Annotated in this window: 19 protein-coding genes; 11 read left to right on the forward strand and 8 right to left on the reverse strand. The window is 57.9% G+C overall.

Annotated features, from left to right (window positions below):
- Positions 1 to 32 precede the first annotated feature (32 nt).
- Entirely contained in the window at positions 33 to 845 is an 813-nt protein-coding gene (locus tag ACYVGU_RS04060) for a class I SAM-dependent methyltransferase (RefSeq protein WP_460621012.1), read from the forward strand.
- Between the two features lie 72 nt (positions 846 to 917).
- Here the strand turns inward: ACYVGU_RS04060 and ACYVGU_RS04065 are convergent, their stop codons facing one another.
- Positions 918 to 2,501 (reverse strand): T9SS type A sorting domain-containing protein, encoded by a 1,584-nt coding sequence (locus ACYVGU_RS04065; protein WP_460621013.1) that lies wholly within the window; start codon positions 2,499 to 2,501, stop codon positions 918 to 920.
- 364 nt (positions 2,502 to 2,865) lie between these two features.
- Here ACYVGU_RS04065 and hutI point away from each other — a divergent pair, with 364 nt between their 5' ends.
- A complete protein-coding gene (gene hutI, locus ACYVGU_RS04070) occupies positions 2,866 to 4,131 on the forward strand; it encodes an imidazolonepropionase (protein WP_460621014.1) in 1,266 nt (421 codons plus the stop codon).
- A 95-nt stretch (positions 4,132 to 4,226) separates the two neighbouring features.
- On the opposite strand, the gene ACYVGU_RS04075 is transcribed toward hutI, so the two are convergent.
- Genes ACYVGU_RS04075 through ACYVGU_RS04085 form a run of 3 tightly spaced genes read right to left on the reverse strand, consistent with a single transcriptional unit; the run spans position 4,227 to position 7,409 of the window.
- Entirely contained in the window at positions 4,227 to 5,195 is a 969-nt protein-coding gene (locus tag ACYVGU_RS04075) for a hypothetical protein (protein ID WP_460621015.1), read from the reverse strand.
- Between the two features lie 53 nt (positions 5,196 to 5,248).
- Positions 5,249 to 6,862 carry a porin family protein gene (locus tag ACYVGU_RS04080; RefSeq protein ID WP_460621016.1) on the reverse strand — a complete coding sequence of 538 codons (1,614 nt, stop codon included), beginning with the start codon at positions 6,860 to 6,862 and terminating at the stop codon, positions 5,249 to 5,251.
- Positions 6,855 to 7,409 carry an RNA polymerase sigma factor gene (locus ACYVGU_RS04085; protein ID WP_460621017.1) on the reverse strand — a complete coding sequence of 185 codons (555 nt, stop codon included), beginning with the start codon at positions 7,407 to 7,409 and terminating at the stop codon, positions 6,855 to 6,857. The genes ACYVGU_RS04080 and ACYVGU_RS04085 overlap by 8 nt, the downstream gene beginning before the upstream one ends.
- A 226-nt stretch (positions 7,410 to 7,635) precedes the next feature.
- Here ACYVGU_RS04085 and ACYVGU_RS04090 point away from each other — a divergent pair, with 226 nt between their 5' ends.
- From ACYVGU_RS04090 to ACYVGU_RS04110, 5 genes are read left to right on the forward strand one after another with little or no spacing between them, the layout of a single operon-like run.
- Positions 7,636 to 8,427, forward strand: a complete 792-nt coding sequence (locus ACYVGU_RS04090) for a PhzF family phenazine biosynthesis protein (RefSeq protein ID WP_460621018.1) — start codon at positions 7,636 to 7,638, stop codon at positions 8,425 to 8,427.
- 49 nt (positions 8,428 to 8,476) lie between these two features.
- Positions 8,477 to 8,818 carry a DoxX-like family protein gene (locus tag ACYVGU_RS04095; protein ID WP_460621993.1) on the forward strand — a complete coding sequence of 114 codons (342 nt, stop codon included), beginning with the start codon at positions 8,477 to 8,479 and terminating at the stop codon, positions 8,816 to 8,818.
- Positions 8,819 to 8,850: 32 nt separating this feature from the next.
- On the forward strand, positions 8,851 to 9,558 hold the full coding sequence (locus tag ACYVGU_RS04100; RefSeq protein WP_460621019.1) for a DUF2071 domain-containing protein: 708 nt from the start codon (positions 8,851 to 8,853) through the stop codon (positions 9,556 to 9,558).
- Positions 9,546 to 10,307: a class I SAM-dependent methyltransferase gene (locus tag ACYVGU_RS04105; protein ID WP_460621020.1), complete on the forward strand. Its 762-nt coding sequence runs from the start codon at positions 9,546 to 9,548 to the stop codon at positions 10,305 to 10,307. The genes ACYVGU_RS04100 and ACYVGU_RS04105 overlap by 13 nt, the downstream gene beginning before the upstream one ends.
- Positions 10,291 to 10,686: a hypothetical protein gene (locus tag ACYVGU_RS04110; RefSeq protein ID WP_460621021.1), complete on the forward strand. Its 396-nt coding sequence runs from the start codon at positions 10,291 to 10,293 to the stop codon at positions 10,684 to 10,686. The genes ACYVGU_RS04105 and ACYVGU_RS04110 overlap by 17 nt, the downstream gene beginning before the upstream one ends.
- 87 nt (positions 10,687 to 10,773) lie before the next feature.
- Here the strand turns inward: ACYVGU_RS04110 and ACYVGU_RS04115 are convergent, their stop codons facing one another.
- The 4 genes from ACYVGU_RS04115 to ruvC all read right to left on the reverse strand — a co-directional run bounded on the left by ACYVGU_RS04115 (position 10,774) and on the right by ruvC (position 14,385).
- The gene (locus tag ACYVGU_RS04115; RefSeq protein WP_460621022.1) at positions 10,774 to 11,469 is read right to left on the reverse strand and encodes a hypothetical protein; all 696 of its coding nucleotides are present in this window, start codon (positions 11,467 to 11,469) and stop codon (positions 10,774 to 10,776) included.
- A complete protein-coding gene (locus ACYVGU_RS04120) occupies positions 11,466 to 12,743 on the reverse strand; it encodes an LVIVD repeat-containing protein (protein WP_460621023.1) in 1,278 nt (425 codons plus the stop codon). The genes ACYVGU_RS04115 and ACYVGU_RS04120 overlap by 4 nt, the downstream gene beginning before the upstream one ends.
- Before the next feature lie 170 nt (positions 12,744 to 12,913).
- Positions 12,914 to 13,132 carry a KTSC domain-containing protein gene (locus ACYVGU_RS04125; RefSeq protein ID WP_460621024.1) on the reverse strand — a complete coding sequence of 73 codons (219 nt, stop codon included), beginning with the start codon at positions 13,130 to 13,132 and terminating at the stop codon, positions 12,914 to 12,916.
- Between the two features lie 617 nt (positions 13,133 to 13,749).
- Positions 13,750 to 14,385, reverse strand: coding sequence for a crossover junction endodeoxyribonuclease RuvC (gene ruvC, locus ACYVGU_RS04130; RefSeq protein ID WP_460621025.1), 636 nt, complete (start codon positions 14,383 to 14,385; stop codon positions 13,750 to 13,752).
- 87 nt (positions 14,386 to 14,472) lie between these two features.
- On the opposite strand from ruvC, the gene ACYVGU_RS04135 reads away from it, so the two are divergent.
- From ACYVGU_RS04135 to ACYVGU_RS04150, 4 genes are all read left to right on the forward strand, one after another.
- The gene (locus tag ACYVGU_RS04135; protein WP_460621026.1) at positions 14,473 to 15,522 is read left to right on the forward strand and encodes a lysylphosphatidylglycerol synthase transmembrane domain-containing protein; all 1,050 of its coding nucleotides are present in this window, start codon (positions 14,473 to 14,475) and stop codon (positions 15,520 to 15,522) included.
- Between the two features lie 56 nt (positions 15,523 to 15,578).
- A complete protein-coding gene (locus tag ACYVGU_RS04140) occupies positions 15,579 to 16,682 on the forward strand; it encodes a glycosyltransferase (RefSeq protein ID WP_460621027.1) in 1,104 nt (367 codons plus the stop codon).
- Between the two features lie 120 nt (positions 16,683 to 16,802).
- A complete protein-coding gene (locus ACYVGU_RS04145) occupies positions 16,803 to 17,378 on the forward strand; it encodes a c-type cytochrome (protein ID WP_460621028.1) in 576 nt (191 codons plus the stop codon).
- Positions 17,379 to 17,440: 62 nt separating this feature from the next.
- Positions 17,441 to 17,698, forward strand: coding sequence for a MarR family transcriptional regulator (locus tag ACYVGU_RS04150; protein WP_460612324.1), 258 nt, complete (start codon positions 17,441 to 17,443; stop codon positions 17,696 to 17,698).

The following is a 17,698-nucleotide window of genomic DNA, read 5'->3' on the forward strand; positions in this document are numbered from 1 at the left end:
GGCTTGTATGTGCTTGGTTGATATATTTCGGAATGCCCGATGAGCCCGACTACCTCGATCTGAACCGCACCCTGTGGAACGCCAAAACGGAATATCATCTGAACTCTGCATTCTATGATGTGGCCAGCTTCCGGGCGGGCCGTTCTTCGCTGAACCCGATCGAGCTGGCGCTGCTGGGAGATGTCAGGGGGCAGCGCATCCTGCACTTGCAGTGTCATTTCGGGCAGGACTCGCTTTCCCTGGCGCGGCTGGGCGCGGCCGTAACCGGCGTCGATTTAGCAGACCAAGCCATTGCCGCCGCCCGGCAGCTGGCTACGGAGCTGCACCTGCCGGCCGAGTTTATTTGCTCCGATGTGTACGAATTGCCTCGCGTGCTGCCCGCTGAGCCCGGCTTTGATGTGGTATTTACCACGTACGGCGTGTTGGGCTGGCTACCCGACCTAGACAAGTGGGCCGCGGTGGTGAAACACTACCTGCGCCCTGGTGGCAAACTGGTGCTGGTGGAGTTTCATCCCGTCGTCTGGATGTTTGATGAGCAGTTCAGCCGTGTGCAGTACAACTACTTCAACCGCGAAACGATTGAGGAGGAAACCACCGGAACCTACGCCGACCAGGCGGCGCCCATTACCAACCGTTCCGTCTCCTGGAACCACGACCTAGGTGAAGTGCTAGGCAGCCTGCTGCGGCAAGGCCTGCTGCTGCGCGACTTTCAGGAGTACGATTACTCGCCCTATAATTGCTTTGTGGGGCTGGAGGAGGTAGCGCCCGGCCGCTTTCAACTACCACAGCACGCTGGCCGCCTCCCGATGGTGTACTCCGTGGTGATGGAAAGGCCGCTGCACTAGCCCCTCTGTAACGCCAAACCGGCCGCCACTCGCAAGGAGTAGCGGCCGGTTTGATTTAAGGCCGTTGGCGGGCTAGTGACCTGCCAGCACCACCCGGCTGGTGTGCGTGGCGCCGGCTTGCCGCACGCGCAACAGGTAAAAACCCGCGGGGAACTCAGTGGTACGGAGCTGCGCCGCGCCGGCCTCACTTTGTCCCTGCCACACCCGTTGTCCTTGCGCATTCAGCAGTTCCAGTTGGGCCGTGGCGTTGGGGTCTGGGAGCTGCACGTTAAGTTGCTCATGCGCGGGGTTGGGGTACGCTACCACCCTAGCATCTCGGGTCCGGGTTATCGTTTGAATCTGGGAGTACGCAACCCGCCCATCAAGGTCATGCATGGCGAGGCGGTAGTACGATTGGCCCGGCAGGGGCGTGAGGTCCTGTGCCTGGTAGGTGCTGCCATCCCGACGGTTGCTGGCAGCTACGCGGGCGGCGGGCTCCCAGGTATGGCCGTCGGCGCTCCGTTCGGCTTCAAAATACGCCGCGGCCTGCTCCGTAGCCGTTGCCCAAGTCAGGCGCACGGTTTCGCCGGTGGCGGTGGCCGCAAAACGGGTTAGGGTTACGGGCAGGGGTAGGGCATCGGCAAAGCTTACAGCATCGCCGCGGTTGCACCCCAGGGCCGCCCCAAACGACTTGTTTACATAGTTACCAGTGGTAGCATCAATCTTGTGAATTTCGCCGGTAGCGGCGCGCACCACATATACCTGGTTAAAAACATCTGAGAACATGGAGCCGATGTTTTTGTCGGTGCTGCCGTTCGAGACGGCCGGCAGTGGAATTGTGGGCGTGGTAGTGACTCCAACTGGTGCCGATGCCGGGTTGCTGATGGTCAGGTACTGGCCGCTCTGCCCCAGGTAGCTGACCAGCCGGCCGCTTGCTTTTTCATATACCCAGTCCTGAATACCGCCATCGGGCACCGTGCCGGTAAAGCCACTGCGGATATACGCCTGCGTCCGGACTCGAAAATCCTCGACAACCGCGGCTGTAGCAGGGTCAGAGATATCGAGGCGGTTCCAGGTGGGAGGAGCTATGCTGGTCAGATTTAAGGTGCCTACATACAGGCGCACATCCGTTACGCGGGCCGTACTGAAGTTTGGAAACCCAAAAAAACTCTGCGCCAGCACCCGAAACGTAACCCCGCCAACGTAATACCGGGAATTAGGGTCGCTGTCGGCCACAAAGGTCAGGGTCTGGCGCAGATCCAAGGACGTCTCGCCCGATGCCCGGGGGGTGAGCTCGCTTTCAGGAGGAGTATCGGGCGAGGTGAGCGGCGTTTCGAAGGTAGCCTGCGCCGTGCTCAGGTTGATGCGGTACAGGTCGGGCGGAGTGTTGCTAAGAATAGAGGCAACGGTAGGCGTTACCACCCGGATGCCGTACAACACGCTCCGGTCGGCTGCATTATAGCCCAGGCCGTTGATTACCAGCTCTGTGCCAGCTGCCGTCCGGATGGTGCCCACGCGGGTCATGCTTCCATCCGTATTGATTTTCTGCAAAGACGATGCAGTTGCAGTGCTTCCCGGGCAAGGCGAGGTTACGGCAAAGCTGTTCGTTTCTTTCGGAAACTGCGCCCACAGCGCCCGGCTACCCAGTAAGAGAACAAAAAGTAATGTCTTTTTCATAGCGGCAGGTAAAGGCGGAACGGCAAATTGACTTAAGCGTGTTTCATTACGGATAAATCCTAAAACAATATACAAAACTTGAGCAGTAAACCCTGCTTACTTCTAAATAGATAGAAGAATATGGATGTTAGCTTTGTCTTTTGTAATTGCTTAATGGTCTAGTAATTATTTCCTTAAGTCTGATAAAGCAGGTAGCAGCGAAATCCGCCACGACAAGGCTTGGCGGGTGCATCGAGGCTTCTTGGTGCAAGAAGAAAAACGGTCGGTTTGAGCTTGGACCCTAGGGTACCAACGGTCCCAAACCGGGGGCTACTTTCCAGCTTCTGCGCATATTTGAGGGCACTTCTTTTTCATTTGCCTGCGCATGGCCTACTCGCTACTAATCCAAAATTGTGGACAGCTCCTGACCCTGGCCGGGCCGGTTCCCAGCCGGCCATTGGCGGGCCCGGCTCAGCGCAGCTGGGCCATCATTTCCAACGGCTACATTGCGTGCCAGCAAGACCGCATTGTGGCCCTAGGGACTATGCAAGAGCTGGATGCCACCCAGATTTCGGCCACCACTACCGTGTTGGATGCCGGGGGCAGGGTAGTGATGCCAGGCCTAGTGGAGTGCCATACGCACCTGGTGTTTGGCGGCAACCGGGCCCACGAGTTTCAGCGCAAGCTTCAGGGCGAGTCATACCTCGATATTCTGGCTAGCGGCGGCGGTATTCTGAGCACGGTGCGCGCCACCCGCGCCGCCTCCGATGCGGAGCTGCTTGAAAATGCGCTGCATCACCTGGCCGGCTTCCGGCGCTACGGCATCACTACTCTGGAAGCGAAAAGTGGCTACGGCCTCGACCGGGAAACGGAACAGCGGTTGCTGCACCTAACCCAGGAAGCGGGCCGCCGCCAGCCGGTGCGGGTAGTGCCTACCTTTCTGGGTGCCCACGTGCCCGGCCCCGAGTACAAAGGCCGCCCCGCTGATTACCTCTCGATGTTGGCCGAAGAGGTGCTGCCGGCCCTGGACCCAGCGGCCGTGCCCTTCGTGGATATCTTCTGCGAAGAAGGCGCGTTTTCAGTGGCAGAGGCGCGGCAGTACTTGGTGCGGGCGCGGAAAATGGGCTTCAAGCTGAAAATTCATGCCGAGCAGCTCCACGACCTTGGCGGCTGTGAAATGGCCGCCGAGCTAGGCGCCATCAGCATCGACCACGCCGACTACCTCACGCCGGAAGCCGCCGCCCGCATTGCTCACGTTACCGAAGGCCAAACGGTGGGCGTGCTACTGCCCTTAGTGCCGCTTTTTCTGCGGCAGGAGCGCTATGCTCCGGGCCGCGCCTTTGTTGATGCTGGTTTGCCCGTTGCAATCAGCACCGACTTTAACCCTGGTTCCTGCCCTAGTAAAAACCTGTGGCTGGCCTTATCGATGGCGTGCCTGAAAATGGGCCTGACGCCGATGGAAGCCGTTGCGGGCGTTACCCTTAATGCTGCCTGGGCCATGGGTCAGGAACAGGAATGCGGCAGCCTGGAAGTGGGGAAGCGCGCCGATATCCTGATGCTGCAGGTGCCCACTCTGGAGGAAATACCGTACTGGCTCGGCGAAAATCCTGTGCAAGAAGTAATCATAGGTGGCCAGCTGCAAGCGAAGTAAAAGGGTTCGAGTCGGCGCCATTCCTTTGCGTTACTACGCACAAACGCCCGGCTACTGCAGTAGTAGCCGGGCGTTCGGGTTAGGGCGGTTTGAGGTTATAGGGTAGCTAGTACCGTTTGCAGATCCGCTTTGGTGATTTCGCTGAGAGCGGGGGAGAAGCGGAAGCCGGCGGCAATGGTGCCATCTTGGCGGCCGTAGTACAGCTTTCCGTTCAGGGTCTGGATGACGATTACGCTGATGGCAGTGCCACCCGGTGCCCGTTTGGCTTCGAAGGTGCCGGGAGCCGTGAAGTCGCAGATGCGAAGCGTGCCATTCATGTTTTTAAATACCGCAAACACCATGGTGTTCTTCACCGGATCCACGCCGGTGCCGGGCACATCTACCAGAATAGGCTGCGGATCAGCAATATCATAGAACCGGTCGCAGTTAAACCAGCCGTAACCAGCGTCGTAGAGCACGCTGCTTACGTTCACTACGTAGCCCGTGCTGGTAGGCTGCAGGCTGGAAGCGGGGTCGAAATTAATTTGCCAGTTGAAGCACGAAGGGGAGCTAGGGCCCGTGGGCGGCGCCACAAAAAGCCGCATGCTGTCTAGGCTAGCAACGTTGGGTGGGTTTTGGGTGCGCAGCTGAATCACGGCGCCGGGTACCAGCCGGATACTATCAAGGCGCTGATTTTGGGCCGGCCGCAGGTATACCTCGCCCGCCGACTCCAACAGACGGCCATTAGACACCGTGGGCATATTGCTCAGCACCATATCGGCTTTGCCGAAAATCTCCCGCAGCTCCATCTTGAAAGGCGTGGTAATGGGCACACCATTAGCCCTTATAAATGCGTTGGCCGGAATGGTTACTACCGTGCCTTTTGCGCCCGCGAACTGGTTTTGGCGAGTTGGGTCGTAGCTGAACGTCTGGACCGGGGCGCCCAGCTGGGTTTGCAGCTCGGCTATAGAATACACCGGCGCATCGGGGGGCGTAGGAGTGGGCGTGCTGCCATCCTCACAAATAACCAAATCGGAGCCCTGCTGGCACCCGGGCAACAGCGGCAAGGCGAGCAAGCCGGCCATGAAAAAGGAACGTTTCAGAAAAAGCATAGGGGTAGCGCTAAGAATAGAAAGGATTAGTGTTTGCGTGGGTCAAGATCCCAGGAGTAGCCAGCCTGAAAGCCCAGGCTCCAGGGGCGGCGCGGCGCTTTGCCTGAGGCCTGCGTGGTCAGGGAGTTGAGGAAAATCTGGCCTTGCGGGCGCAGCGTAAGCCACTGGCCCGGCGCAAACTGGTAGTTCGCAAAAGCCCCCACATTCAGCAGCACATTGGTGGCTTGGAACGGAATGCTGGTGCCGCTGCTGGGCTGCCACTGGCGCTGTGAGCAGTTGCAGGCATTGCCTTCGGTGGTGCGGGCACTGGTCAGAAAGGCCACGGTGGCCCCGCCCAACACCCCGGTGCGCCAGCGGTGGTTGCCTTGCAGCGTGTACTGCAGCTGCAGGGGCACCGTCAGGAAGCGGTACACGTCGCGGAACTCTACTTGGAGCGTTTTATCCAAGGAGTCCTTTTTCAGCCGATAGTTCAGGTTGCTGGCATACTCGGCGTAGCCTAGGCCTGCCGAAACGGTAAGCTGCTTGGTGAGAGCATAGGCGCCGCTGACCTGCCCAGAAAAGCCCACGCCAGGCCGCTCCAGCTGCTGAAGTTGGCTAGGCGTGCCGCCCAGGGCCCGGTACGTGAGGCCCGAGCCAAGCAGGGCCTGAGCGCTCCAGCCACGCAACCGCAACTCGCGTTTGGTGGGCCGGGTGCGGGAGCGGCGCTTGGCGCGCACTTCGGGCTCTTCGGTTTCCAGCACCGGTGGCTTCACGACAAGCAGAGCCAACGGAGCATTACTAAACCGAGTGCGGCCTGCTTTCTTGTTGACACCTGAATTAGATGGGTTCTGAGCGTCCGTGAGGCTAGTAGCTTCATCCGGGCCTATACCCGTAGCCGTCTTCGCTCCGGAGGCTGCGCTGTGCCGGACCGTGCCCAGCCGGCGGGAAACATAGCGGGAGGCTGTTGTGCTGGCTGAACTAGTGGCGGCAGTTTCAGAGCGGCCCGCCACGCTACGCTGCCCGAGGCGGCGGGTGGTGCGCGTTGGGGCTACGGCGGCAGCTCCGGGCAGTAGTGTGTTGCTTTTTTTCCGGGTTCGACTGGCGGTTGCGGAACCTGAAGCAGCTAGTGCGTTTGAAGCGTCACTGGTTTCCGTCAAGTCCCTTTCCGGCTGGCGCGTCGGGCTGATGGCGACCCCACCGGGTAGGGTTGGGCGAGATGCAGCGGTGGGAGACGTGACGGAAATAGCATTACCTGCCTTAGGAGCTGGGTTTGCCTTCGCGGCAGGGGTAGTATTTTCAGCAGATGTTACCGAGCCAGCTTCCGCCAGTGCGTCAGACTTTGAGGCCACAGAGGGGCTAGTAAAGCGGGAGCCGGAGCGTGCGGCATCGGCCGCTGATAGCCGGGCTGCTGTGGTTTCCGCAGAGCCAGCTGCCAGGCTACCAGGGGTAGCTTGCTGCCGCCACGGACGGGTGCCAATGGTCAGGCAGGTGAGGGCCGTGCCAATCAGCAAGAACAGCAAAAGTGGCCGCCAGCGGCGCTTGGGCTCAGCGGGCACCTGCTCCCGAATGCCGGCCCATACCGACTCGGGCGGCGCGCTGCCGTAGCCTTCCAGTTTGCGCCGCAGGTCGTGGTAGAATTGTTCCGATTCGCGTTCAGTCATTGTAGTGAGGAGTGTGAGCCTGAAGTAGGAGCCGCTCTTCCAGCAGCCGACGGGCCCGGGAAAGCTGCGACTTGCTGGTGCTTTCCGAGATGCCTAGTAATTCGCCAATCTCGGCGTGTGAGTAGCCTTCAATAGCGTAGAGGTTGAGCACAGTGCGGTAGCCCGGAGGTAGTTTGTTCATCAGCCCCACTACATCCTCGGCGGAAAGCTGATCGAAGGGCGTACCATCAGGATGGTGCAGGTCCGTGGCCTCTTCGTAGTCTACTTGGGGGCCTCGCTGCTGGTGTTGGTGCCACAGATTGAGCGAGGTAGTGACGGCAATGCGCCGCGCCCAGGCCTCGAAAGGTCCCTGCCCCCGAAACTGATCGAGGCGGGTGAAGATCTTGACGAAGGTGAGCTGCAGGGCATCCTCCGCTTCGGCCTGCGAGGGGCAGTAGCGCAGGCAAACGCCCATCAGTTGGTAACTAAGTCGTTCGTAGAGTGCCCGTTGCGCCGCCGGGCGTCCTCGTCGGCAACCATCCAGAAGGTCAGTAAGTGAATCGGGCATAAGTAGCCGCAGATAAGGGTATAGGATGTCGTACGCTAGCGTTCTGCACCCATGACCGGAGCCAGGTTGAGCAGGTTGCGTGGGGTAGTAACTATTTTTATATTCCGATACTAAGATGAGGTAAGGGTGCTGATAAGGCCGCAAATGGCCACCTACATTTGCGCCGAAGTTGTAGCTTCGCCACACCACCCAGCCCCGGTGGTTTTCCACCGACTTCTTCCTTGTTATGCTGCTACCCCTTTATCAGGTTGACGCCTTTACTAGCCGGCCATTTGCCGGCAACCCGGCCGCCGTATGCCCGCTCACGGAGTGGCTGCCCGCCGAAACCATGCAGGCCATTGCCGCCGAAAATAACCTGGCCGAAACGGCCTTTTTCGTGCCCCGCAGCGGCCATGAGTTTGATATCCGGTGGTTTACGCCGGCCGTAGAGGTAGAGCTGTGCGGCCATGCCACGCTGGCCTCCGCGCACGTGCTGTACCGTCATCTCAATTTCAAGTTGCCCGAAATCGTGTTTCATTCGCAGAGTGGGCCGCTGCGCGTAAGCCAGGGCATAGAAGGCCTCCTGACGCTTGATTTTCCGGCGCGCCCGCCTAAGCCAATCAGCATTCATCCCGATGGCTTGCTAGATGGCCTGCGCGCCACTCCACTCAGCATTCTGGCTGGCCCCGACCTAGTGTGCTTGTTTGCCACGGAAGCCGAAGTGCGCGCCCTGCACCCCGACATGGGCCACCTAAGCAAAGTTGAATACCGCGCCGTTATTGCCACCGCCCCGGGCACCAGTGTCGACTTTGTTTCGCGGTTTTTCGGACCTAGGGTTGGCGTTCCGGAGGATCCGGTAACCGGCTCGGCCCACACCACGCTGGTACCCTATTGGGCCGAGCGCCTGGGCAAAAACACCCTGCATGCCCGCCAGGTGTCGGCCCGCGGCGGCGACCTGTGGTGCGAGCTGCGCGGCGACCGGGTATTGATGAGTGGCCACGCCGTCACGTACCTGAAAGGCGAAATCGAGCTAGGATAACGTGACGCGTGTTCCTCTGGAGAGGGTGCTGCGCTACAGCATAGCGGTGGTGTGGCTAGCTAATGGGCTCATGTGCAAATTGCTGCACCTTGTGCCGCGGCACGAGGCCATTGTGGCCCGCATTCTGGGTCCAACGTATGCTGCCCCGCTTACCCGTCTCATTGGCCTGGCAGAAATTGGAGTAGCGCTATGGGTACTAAGCAGGCGCTGGGTACGGCTCAATGCCGGGCTGCAGATTGCAGTGGTGGCTACCATGAACATCATAGAGTATTTCCTGGCCCCTGAATTATTGCTTTGGCATCAGTTTAATAGTGTATTTGCGGGGTTGTTTATGCTAGTGGTGTACTACTACGGGTTCGTGCTGACGCCAGCTGATGGCCAGACTGTGTAATGGCGGCCCGGCTTGCTTCACATCCGTTTGCCGTGGAGGCAGTTTTGGCCCGCACCACGGTGCTCACCTTTGCTGCGCCAGTTGCCAGCCTGCAACCACTCATTCCGGAAAGCCTAACCCTCGACACTCTGGATAATACCTGGGGGTTTGTGGCCGTAGCGCTCGTCCAGACGAATTCACTTCGTCCTCAGGGCCTACCCACCTGGATGGGCCGTAATTTCTTTCTAATTGGTTACCGCGTATTTGTTCGTTACACCACCCAGCGGGGCAAGCGGCTCAGGGGGCTGTATATCATGAAATCGGAAACCGATAAGCAGCAAATGCAGTGGCTTGGTAACCTGTTCACTAGCTACCATTACGCTACTGTAGACATTCAGCAAACATCAACTGAGAAGGGCTGGGCAATCAATTCCCAAAAAGCAAAGCTGGCTATTGAGGTGAGCAGCATGATGCCGGAGCCGCCGTTGCCCGATGGCTCGCCCTTCAGTAGCAGGCAACAGGCGCGCCGTTTTGCCGGTCCGCTGCCGTTTACTTTTTCCTATGATGCCGCAAGCCAGTACGTAACTATTGTGGAAGGCACCCGCGAAGATTGGCACCCTCGGCCGTTGCAGGTGCAGCAAGCGCAGGTAGGATTTCTGGATGAGTTGAACCTAGCAGGCCTGCAACTCGCCAGTGCTTTTGCTACGGAGAATGTGCCCTATTGCTGGAAGAAAGGCCGCGCCGAACGATGGATCAGGTAAGAAAGCCATTCCAGGGTGTCTGGAATATTGTGCGGTTTAACTGGCATTTTTATGTGGCCGCCGCCTGCGCTATGCTGGGGTTTTGGGCGTTGGCAGGGGCTAGCGAGGCCCCACTGGCATACGGGGCGCAGGCACTCGCGCTGCTGATTGGCGGCACCACGCTCGTTTCGCTATTGGTTTCCTGGTATGTGTATGATGTGTCGGGGTTGTACTCGCTGGAGTGGCTAGGAAATCAACCGTTTTCCGGAAGCAAGCGAGTAGTAAACATTCATGCCGGATTTGATGAAAGCAGTGCGTTGCTCAGTCGCCACTTTCCGGGTGCTGAGCTGGCCGTCTTCGACTTCTACAATCCAGCGCACCACACCGAGGTATCTATCCGGCGGGCACGGGCCGCTTACCCTGCGTTCCTAGGTACACAATCTGTGCAAACCCACCACTTGCCGCTGCCAGATAACAGCGCCGACTGGGTGTTCATCAGCCTGGCGGCGCATGAGGTGCGGCAGCCAGCAGAGAGAGTTGCGTTTTTCCAGGAAGTGCGCCGCATAGTGCAGCCTTACGGCCGCGTAGTGGTAGTGGAGCACCTGCGCGACGCGGCTAATTTCATGGCGTACACTATTGGCTTTTTTCACTTCTATTCCCGCCGCAGCTGGCTGAAAGTATTCAATGCAGCTGAGCTGCATCTTACGCAGGAAAAAAAGATAACACCTTTTGTTTCAGCCTTTATTCTTCGCCGTGGAAGCGCAGCTTGAGTTCATAGGCGCTCTGTTGATACTGCTGGCGCTGCTGCACATTGGCTTTCCGCGCTATTTCAACTGGGCCACGGAGCTGACACCGCTACGCCTGATAAACCGGCAGATGGTGTACGTGCACACCCTTTTTGTTGCGCTGGTGGTGTTGCTAATGGGCATACTGTGCCTGACGTCCGCTCCTGAGTTGGTTGGCACCGGCCTCGGCCGAAAAGTATCCTTAGGGCTGGGGGTATTCTGGCTGCTGCGGCTGCTGGTGCAGTTCTTCGGTTACTCAGCTGAGCTGTGGCGCGGTAAGCGCTTTGAAACGTCCGTGCACATCGTTTTTTCAGTGCTCTGGAGTTATTTGAGCTACGTTTTTCTGGCTGTGTACTGGAACTAACACTCAGCCATGCCATAAGCGCCATGACGTGGCGGCGCTATAGCCTGCGCCTGGTTGAAGATGCAATGCCTTCGGGTGCCCTAGCCCTCACCGCAGGGCAAAGCCCAGCTTAACTCCGGCCGGAAAGTACAGCCCTCCATGACCATAGTCGGAGGAGCCGGCCTGGTAATGACTCCTGACACGGGCGCCCTCAGCACGGCTTTGGCTTTCCCGCCACCCTAGCCCCACATACAGATCCAGAAAGAACCTGCCAGGGGCCAGCGGTGCCTGGTACCCAAGTTGGGCACTGGCGCCGTAACGACTGATGGTTTCGGTATGGCGGCCCTGCCGATACTCGTAACGGGGTAGGCCCGTGGGATCGATAATTTTCACCCATTCTTGTCCTTGGCGCGAGACGGAAAAGTGCTGAAAATGCGGTCCGTAGCTAGCATACAGGCCCGCGGGGTAACTGGCTTTCGATTCGCCGAGGTACCAACGGTGCATGGCTTGCAGCCCGCCGCCGCGTACTTTCTCGTCTGATTCGAGCAGGGTAACGGTTGAGCGGGCCGCGTCGGGGCGGCCAGTGGGGCCGGCGTAGAGTTGTGGCGTCAGGCTGAAGCTGTGGCGCGGGTGCTTGCGCCATAGCTGCTCCAACTCCAGCCAGTAGCCACCAACCACCACGTATTGCGGCGTTGCTTTCACCAGCAGGGTGCGGCTCGGCGTCTGGGCCTGCGCTGATGCGCTCAGGCCCAGTGTCAGCAACGGTAGCCACCCCAAACCATACAGGCCAAGGGAAGCGCTCATTGGGCCGCCGGCGTGATGGGCAAAAAGCTCAGCTGCTCCAGCTGGGTGCCGGTATAGCTGTACTGATACAACCCATTGGCGCCAATGGCCAGCAGCGTACCGCCGTTCGGAATTACATCAACCACCTTCACCGGAAACGCCTGGATTTGGGTTAGCTGAGGAGCCTGGCTGGTGTCGAACACCTTCAGGCCGTCGTTGTCGCAGACGAAGAGCTGGGTGCCATCAACGCCTAGGCCCTGCGGCCCCGTCATGGCGTACGTTTGGGCCAGGCGCGGCTGGCTGAGGGTGGTCAGGTCAATAACCTGAAGCTGGTTGGGCCCGCCGCCGCACGTACGACCGCTCCGCAGCGTCACGTACGCATATCGGTCATCCACTACCACGGGGTCGCAGCTCATCACGTGCTGGTAGTAAGCTACCTGCTGGGGTACTTGTGGCACGGCCACATCAAAGATGTACATGCCGCGTTGCGTGCCCAGGAAAAGGTAGTGGTCTTTGGGGAAGATGGTTTCAATGCCGAACTGCAGGGGCAGTTGCTGGCCTGGAACCGGGTAAGTAGCGTTGGTCAGGTCAAATAACTTCAAGCTCTGCTCATCCACTGTATACAGCGTCTGATCCAGGATGGCAAACCGTGCCAGCGAGCCACCTTTGCCTACCAGGGCCGGCGCTGGGGCCGACGCTCCTCCACTCGTTGACCAAAAAACGACTCCTCCGTTGTTCCAAGTTCGGTTATAGGTATAGGCGATTTTGGTTTTGTTCCAGCCGACCACCACCGTGTTGGCCGGGCGATGGTCGGGGGCACATTCCTGGGGCATACCAGCCATTTCGGGCATAGGCAGCTCGCGCAAGGCATTGCGCACCCGGCTTTTTACCTGCACGGCGGCGGGGTTGCTGATATCGATGGTTATCAGGTCAGGTCCGTTGTCGGCGTAGAGCAGGTCGCCTTTTACGGCTATATCAACGTTGCCTGGAATGCGCAGGAAGCTGATAGGGCGCGGGTGTTTTGGGTCCTGATTATCGATGATGTGCAGGCCTTCGTAGCGCTCATTAATAAAGAGGTAGCGCCCCTGCAAGTAAATCTTGCCAGTCGTGCGCATGGGGCGAGCTGGTAAGGCTTCCACCGATTTTTCCAGTACGGCCCGCTCCATGAGCTGCGGGCAATAGCCATCGTAGTAGCCCACCAAAGGCTGCGGGTTATCGTCATCGGTGGGGGCTGCGCAGGAAATCATTCCTAGCAGCAAAATCCAGGTAAACAGATACGTAGCAATTCGGGTCATAACACACAACTATGCTGGGTGGGAGGAAACACTAAAGCGAGCTAGCCCAGGGTAATTCCCTGGCTTGTTCACTTCTGAGCCCATCACCCGGCAAAAAGTTGCATGCCGATTATGCTATATAGCAACTACAAGGGCAGCTCCCCTCCATGCCGTTTACCGAACAGCTGCCGTTACCCGCGTACCTGCTCGCGTTGGTAGTCGTTGCGCTCGATCACCTGCTCAATAAACATGGCCTTGCCCGGCACATTCAGCAACGCCTCATAAATGGTAGCGGGCACGCCCGTGTAGCGCACCACCCCGCCGTGGCGGTACTCAATTTCCAGCGTAAGCGTGTCGGCATCGTAACCAACAGCTTTAACAGATGTAGAACGAACAGGACGACGTAGCATAGAAAGTTTAAATATGCTGTCAAAAAAGCGTTAAGTCAGTATCTTGTACTAACAATCAAATTTAAGCTTACTTAAGTTTTAATGAGAAATTATTCTTGGTAAGGTTGTAATTAAATAAAATATATATATTAACAATATGTTTTATGCTACATATTTAGGGATGAACAAATTGGAAATTTTATTGGCGTTGATGCCTCTTTTGATGACGTATTTTATAGTGTATTCCAGGTCTCACGGTTTAAGAAGACGGATGCGCCACTTGATAATGCTTATTTCTTTATTAGGTGTACTATATCTACTTATTTTTGAGCGGAGTTTATCTTTAGGCCATATACTCTATGGGGTATTTTCCTGGCCTGCTATTGCTGGTGTTTTTTATGATTTGTTTGATTGTATATCTTTAAAAGCTCACAAAAGGCCTTTCTATCTGTATGCAAAAGGCTCGGATGATGTTGTAGGCTTAGGGTTTAAAAAGAATAATCCACATTTTAAATTTAGCGACAGGTTATTCTCACTTATATTAATCTTTATATGGCTATCATGGCCAATTATTTACATTGTGATATATAAATTATTTTCAACATAATAGCACTCAATTTATTAAGCTGAATAGTTAATTACGCAGCCGGCTTTTTCTTGGCGGCGGTGGCTTTTTTGCCGGCTACGGGCGCGGCCAGCTTGCCGGGGTTATCGGCTAGAAACTTGCCCCAGCTCTTGCCGCCGGCCTTTACGTTGTTGCCTTTCTGGTAATGGTGGCAGAGGGCCACGGCCAGTGCATCGGTAGCATCGAGGAATTTTGGGGCTTCCTCGATAGGGGGGAGTTGTAGCGTCTGGCGCAGCATGTGGGCCACCTGCTCTTTGGTTGCGTTGCCGGAGCCCGTTACCGATTGCTTTACTTTGGTGGGCGCGTACTCCACGTACGGAATCTGGCGAGAGAGGCAGGCCGCAATGGCTACCCCCTGGGCGCGGCCCAACTTCAGCATACTCTGCACGTTCACCCCGAAAAACGGCGCTTCAATGGCCAGCTCGTCGGGCAGAAATTCGTCAATCAGCTCCAGCATCCGCTCGAAAATGCGCTTCAGCTTCAGGGCGTGGTTGGTGCCCAGCTTCTTCATGTCGATGACGTCGTACTGCAGTACCGTTACCCGCTGGCCCTGCACCTCAATCACGGCGTAGCCCATAATCTGGGTGCCCGGGTCGACGCCCATGATGATTTTGGGAAGCAGATCGGTAGAGGTTAGAGGCAAAATCATGGCTAGTACTGGCGAAGAGAATAAGGTAGGTAGAGTTCCGTTGATTTTCGTCGGTAACTTGCCAAGGCAAATCAACACGCCCGCATCTTGCCCCCGCACCATTTACAAAACTACGCCCAAAAGCCCGAAGAAACCGCACCGCGGCGGCGTGGCCTGGTAGTAGCGGGCAAGCTGCTCATCACGCTGCTCACGCTGGGGCTGCTCTGGAACTCGGTGGTAGCCGATGACGCCACAGCGGCGGCTTGGCGCGGCTTGCTCACGCGCAGCCTCGGGGGCGAAGGACGAGTACCTGTGCTGCTGGCTCTGGCTCTTATGCCTCTGAACTGGGGCCTAGAAGCCTGGAAGTGGTGGCGCTTGGCCCGGCACCTGGAGCCGGTTTCGTTTCGGCGCAGCTTTCGGGCGGTGCTGGTGGGCCTTACGCTGGGGTTTGTAACGCCGAACAGGGTAGGCGACTATGCCGGCCGCATCATTGAGCTGAAAAGCCGCCGGCTTGATGCGCTGGGTGCCGTGTTTTTGGGGCGTTATTGCCAGTTGGTAGCTACTGTAATGGCCGGCACGGCTGGCCTGCTGTATTTCCTGCTGCAGTTCTACTTAGTAGGATACCCGGCAACTAGCGTCGGCTTGGTCATCGGGACAGTGCTAGTAAATGGGGCCGTGCTGTTGCCGCTTTATTATTCGCAGGTGCTGGTGTCGGCAGTGCAGGCGGTGCCGCAGTTGAGGCGCTTTAGCCGGTTTCTGGCCGTCATGCCAACGTATCGGGCCCGGGCACTTACGGCGGTGCTGCTCATTTCCAGCCTGCGTTACCTGGTGTTTTGTGCGCAGTTTGGCCTGCTGCTGGTAGCGTATGGCGTAGATGCACCCGTTGGGCCGGCAGCGGCGGCTGTTGCCGGTACGTTTCTGCTGAAGTCATTGGTGCCCTCCCTGAATGCGCTGGCTGATGTGGGGGTGCGGGAGCTTTCGGCCACGCACTTGTTCGGGCTGCTGGGTCAGCCGGTGCTGCCGGTGCTAAGTGCTAGCCTGAGTTTATGGGTTCTCAATATTGCGGTGCCTAGTGCCATCGGACTCATTTTTGTGCTCCGCATGAAAGTGTTGCGCAAGCGGAAGAAGGGCCAAACGCAGCCTCACGCATCGGTATGAGCAGCATGTGGCTTGCAGCAGCTTTAGCCGGCCTGAACGCAGCTTACTTGTGGCAAATGCTGCAGTACCGTCGCAGCTGGCAGCAACTGGTTTCAGGGCAGCAAAGGCCTAGTGCGGCAAGCTCATCAGAAGCAGCCGTACGGTTTACCGTCATAATAGCAGCCCGCAACGAAGCCGAAAACCTGCCGCATTTGTTGCAGGACCTGGCAAACCAAGACGCAGTTCCCGGCGGTTTCGAGCTACTACTTGTAGATGACCACTCCACTGATGCAACGGCGGTGGTGGTAGAGGAGGCAGCAGGCCGAATGCCGTTTCCTGTACAGCTGGTTCAACTAGCGCAGCAACCTAGTACGCTAACCGGCAAAAAAGCTGCGGTGCAGGTTGCGCTTGCGCACGCCACTACGCCCTGGGTCTTGCTTACAGATGCTGATTGCCGGGTGCCGAACGGGTGGGTGCGGGCGTATGCTGAGTTGGTTGCACAAGATGCCGACGCACGGTTTATCAGCGGGCCCGTGTTGCTTACCGGGCGCGGCTGGCTGGCCACGCTGCAAGGCCTGGAGTTGGCCGGGCTGGTGGGGGTAGGGGCGGCTTCCATCGGGCGGCAGGCGCCTACCATGTGCAACGGCGCCAACCTCGCCTACCGCCGCGCCGATTTTTATGCTGTTGATGGGTTCCGAGGCAACGAGAACGTACCTAGCGGCGACGACGAATTCCTGTTGCATAAGCTGCACGCTGCCTTTCCGGGTAGTATTCGGTTTCTGGCAGATGCTGCTGCCCTTGTGCGCACGGAAGCTCAGCCCACCGTGCGCCTGCTGCTGCGCCAGCGAGTACGGTGGGCCAGCAAGTGGCGGCATTACCAGGCGGCAGCCCCGCGCCGCTTGGCGGTGTTGGTGCTGCTGAGCAACCTCACCTTCCCAGTAGGATTAGGGCTATGGCTGGCCGGAGCCGTGCCAGGCTGGGCAGTACTAAGCATATGGAGTCTTAAATTACTTGCCGATGCCCTGTTTCTACGGCCGGTACTGCGCTTTCTGGGGCGGCCGCGGTGGCTGTGGTGGGTGCCGGTGCTGCAAGTCGCCTATGGCCCCTATGCCTTGGCAACCGGATTGCTGGGCCTGCGCGGTGGCTATGAGTGGAAGGGCCGCAAGGCTACCAGAGGGTAACTTCAAGGGTATCAGAGGCCTAGTAAAAGGAGCCGTAAAAAGCGTGATTTTGCTTGTTTTTGCGGCCTTTAGGGGTGTACTTATTCTATTCTTATTTCTCATCTACTAGCTCCTATCTGTATGAGTAAGTCGTGGTTGGAGATAGTGCTGCCGGCCGGCTTGGCCGTGGTAGCGCTGGCTATTATGGCCGTATTGTTTAGCGCCGGCAATTTGTTGTTGCAGCCACCGCGTGCTGCGCCAGAAGTTGTGGCGGCCGTTCCCGATTCGGTGGTGATTACCGAGTTCGGTGTTATGCGTGTCACGGAAAGCGGCATGGAGCGTCTGCCTGACTCCGTAGCGGCTCGCTATCTGCCCGCACCTGATTCGGCGCTGCTCAACCTGAACCCGGCAGATGTGGCGGCCGGCGCTGCCTTATTTAAAAGCAATTGCGCCCAATGTCATGCCATGCAGGATGTGGTAGTGGGCCCTGCCTTGGCCGGGCTGCACAAGCGTCGTTCCGACAGCTGGTTATTGCCCTGGATTCGGAACTCCAGCAAAGTAGTGGCCAGTGGCGATGAGTACGCCGTTAAGATCTTCAATCAATATGGCAAGCAACAAATGCCAAGCTTTCAGATTACGGATAAAGAAATCCAGCAGATCTTAGTATATATTAAATCAGAGCATAACTATGCTTCTGCGGTGGCCCGCGCAAACTAAGCTGCCCAAAACCACTTGTATCGCGCTACCTTTGTTTTGAACCTCGCTCATCCCACTTTCCTGTGACCGACGCCGAATTTGACATCCTAGACGAACTGTACTTCGTTACGCCTTTCGCCGAGCTAGCCCAAAAAACCCGCCAAACTCCCGCCGAGCTGGAGCGCCACTTGCGCGGCATGCTGGAGCAGGGCTTGGTGCGCAGCTTCTGGCCCGACCCCGATACGGAGCAGGCCTTCGAGGAAAGCTCTTTTGGAGCCATCGTGCGCGACTGTTTTTTTCTGGCCTCGAAAGAAGGGCTGCTCCAACATAACACCCGCTAG

Source organism: Hymenobacter tenuis (genome assembly GCF_054780495.1).

Coding starts and splice junctions, on each gene's coding strand:
- ACYVGU_RS04145 (WP_460621028.1), top strand. CDS start 16,803: ATGAGTAAGTCGTGGTTGGAGATAGTGCTGCCGGCCGGCTTGGCCGTG.
- ACYVGU_RS04125 (WP_460621024.1), bottom strand. CDS start 13,132: ATGCTACGTCGTCCTGTTCGTTCTACATCTGTTAAAGCTGTTGGTTAC.
- ACYVGU_RS04075 (WP_460621015.1), bottom strand. CDS start 5,195: ATGGCCGGCTTGCTCGCCTTGCCGCTGTTGCCCGGGTGCCAGCAGGGC.
- hutI (WP_460621014.1), top strand. CDS start 2,866: ATGGCCTACTCGCTACTAATCCAAAATTGTGGACAGCTCCTGACCCTG.
- ACYVGU_RS04065 (WP_460621013.1), bottom strand. CDS start 2,501: ATGAAAAAGACATTACTTTTTGTTCTCTTACTGGGTAGCCGGGCGCTG.
- ACYVGU_RS04085 (WP_460621017.1), bottom strand. CDS start 7,409: ATGCCCGATTCACTTACTGACCTTCTGGATGGTTGCCGACGAGGACGC.
- ACYVGU_RS04115 (WP_460621022.1), bottom strand. CDS start 11,469: ATGAGCGCTTCCCTTGGCCTGTATGGTTTGGGGTGGCTACCGTTGCTG.
- ACYVGU_RS04090 (WP_460621018.1), top strand. CDS start 7,636: ATGCTGCTACCCCTTTATCAGGTTGACGCCTTTACTAGCCGGCCATTT.
- ruvC (WP_460621025.1), bottom strand. CDS start 14,385: ATGATTTTGCCTCTAACCTCTACCGATCTGCTTCCCAAAATCATCATG.
- ACYVGU_RS04060 (WP_460621012.1), top strand. CDS start 33: ATGCCCGATGAGCCCGACTACCTCGATCTGAACCGCACCCTGTGGAAC.
- ACYVGU_RS04105 (WP_460621020.1), top strand. CDS start 9,546: ATGGATCAGGTAAGAAAGCCATTCCAGGGTGTCTGGAATATTGTGCGG.
- ACYVGU_RS04120 (WP_460621023.1), bottom strand. CDS start 12,743: ATGACCCGAATTGCTACGTATCTGTTTACCTGGATTTTGCTGCTAGGA.
- ACYVGU_RS04140 (WP_460621027.1), top strand. CDS start 15,579: ATGCTGCAGTACCGTCGCAGCTGGCAGCAACTGGTTTCAGGGCAGCAA.
- ACYVGU_RS04080 (WP_460621016.1), bottom strand. CDS start 6,862: ATGACTGAACGCGAATCGGAACAATTCTACCACGACCTGCGGCGCAAA.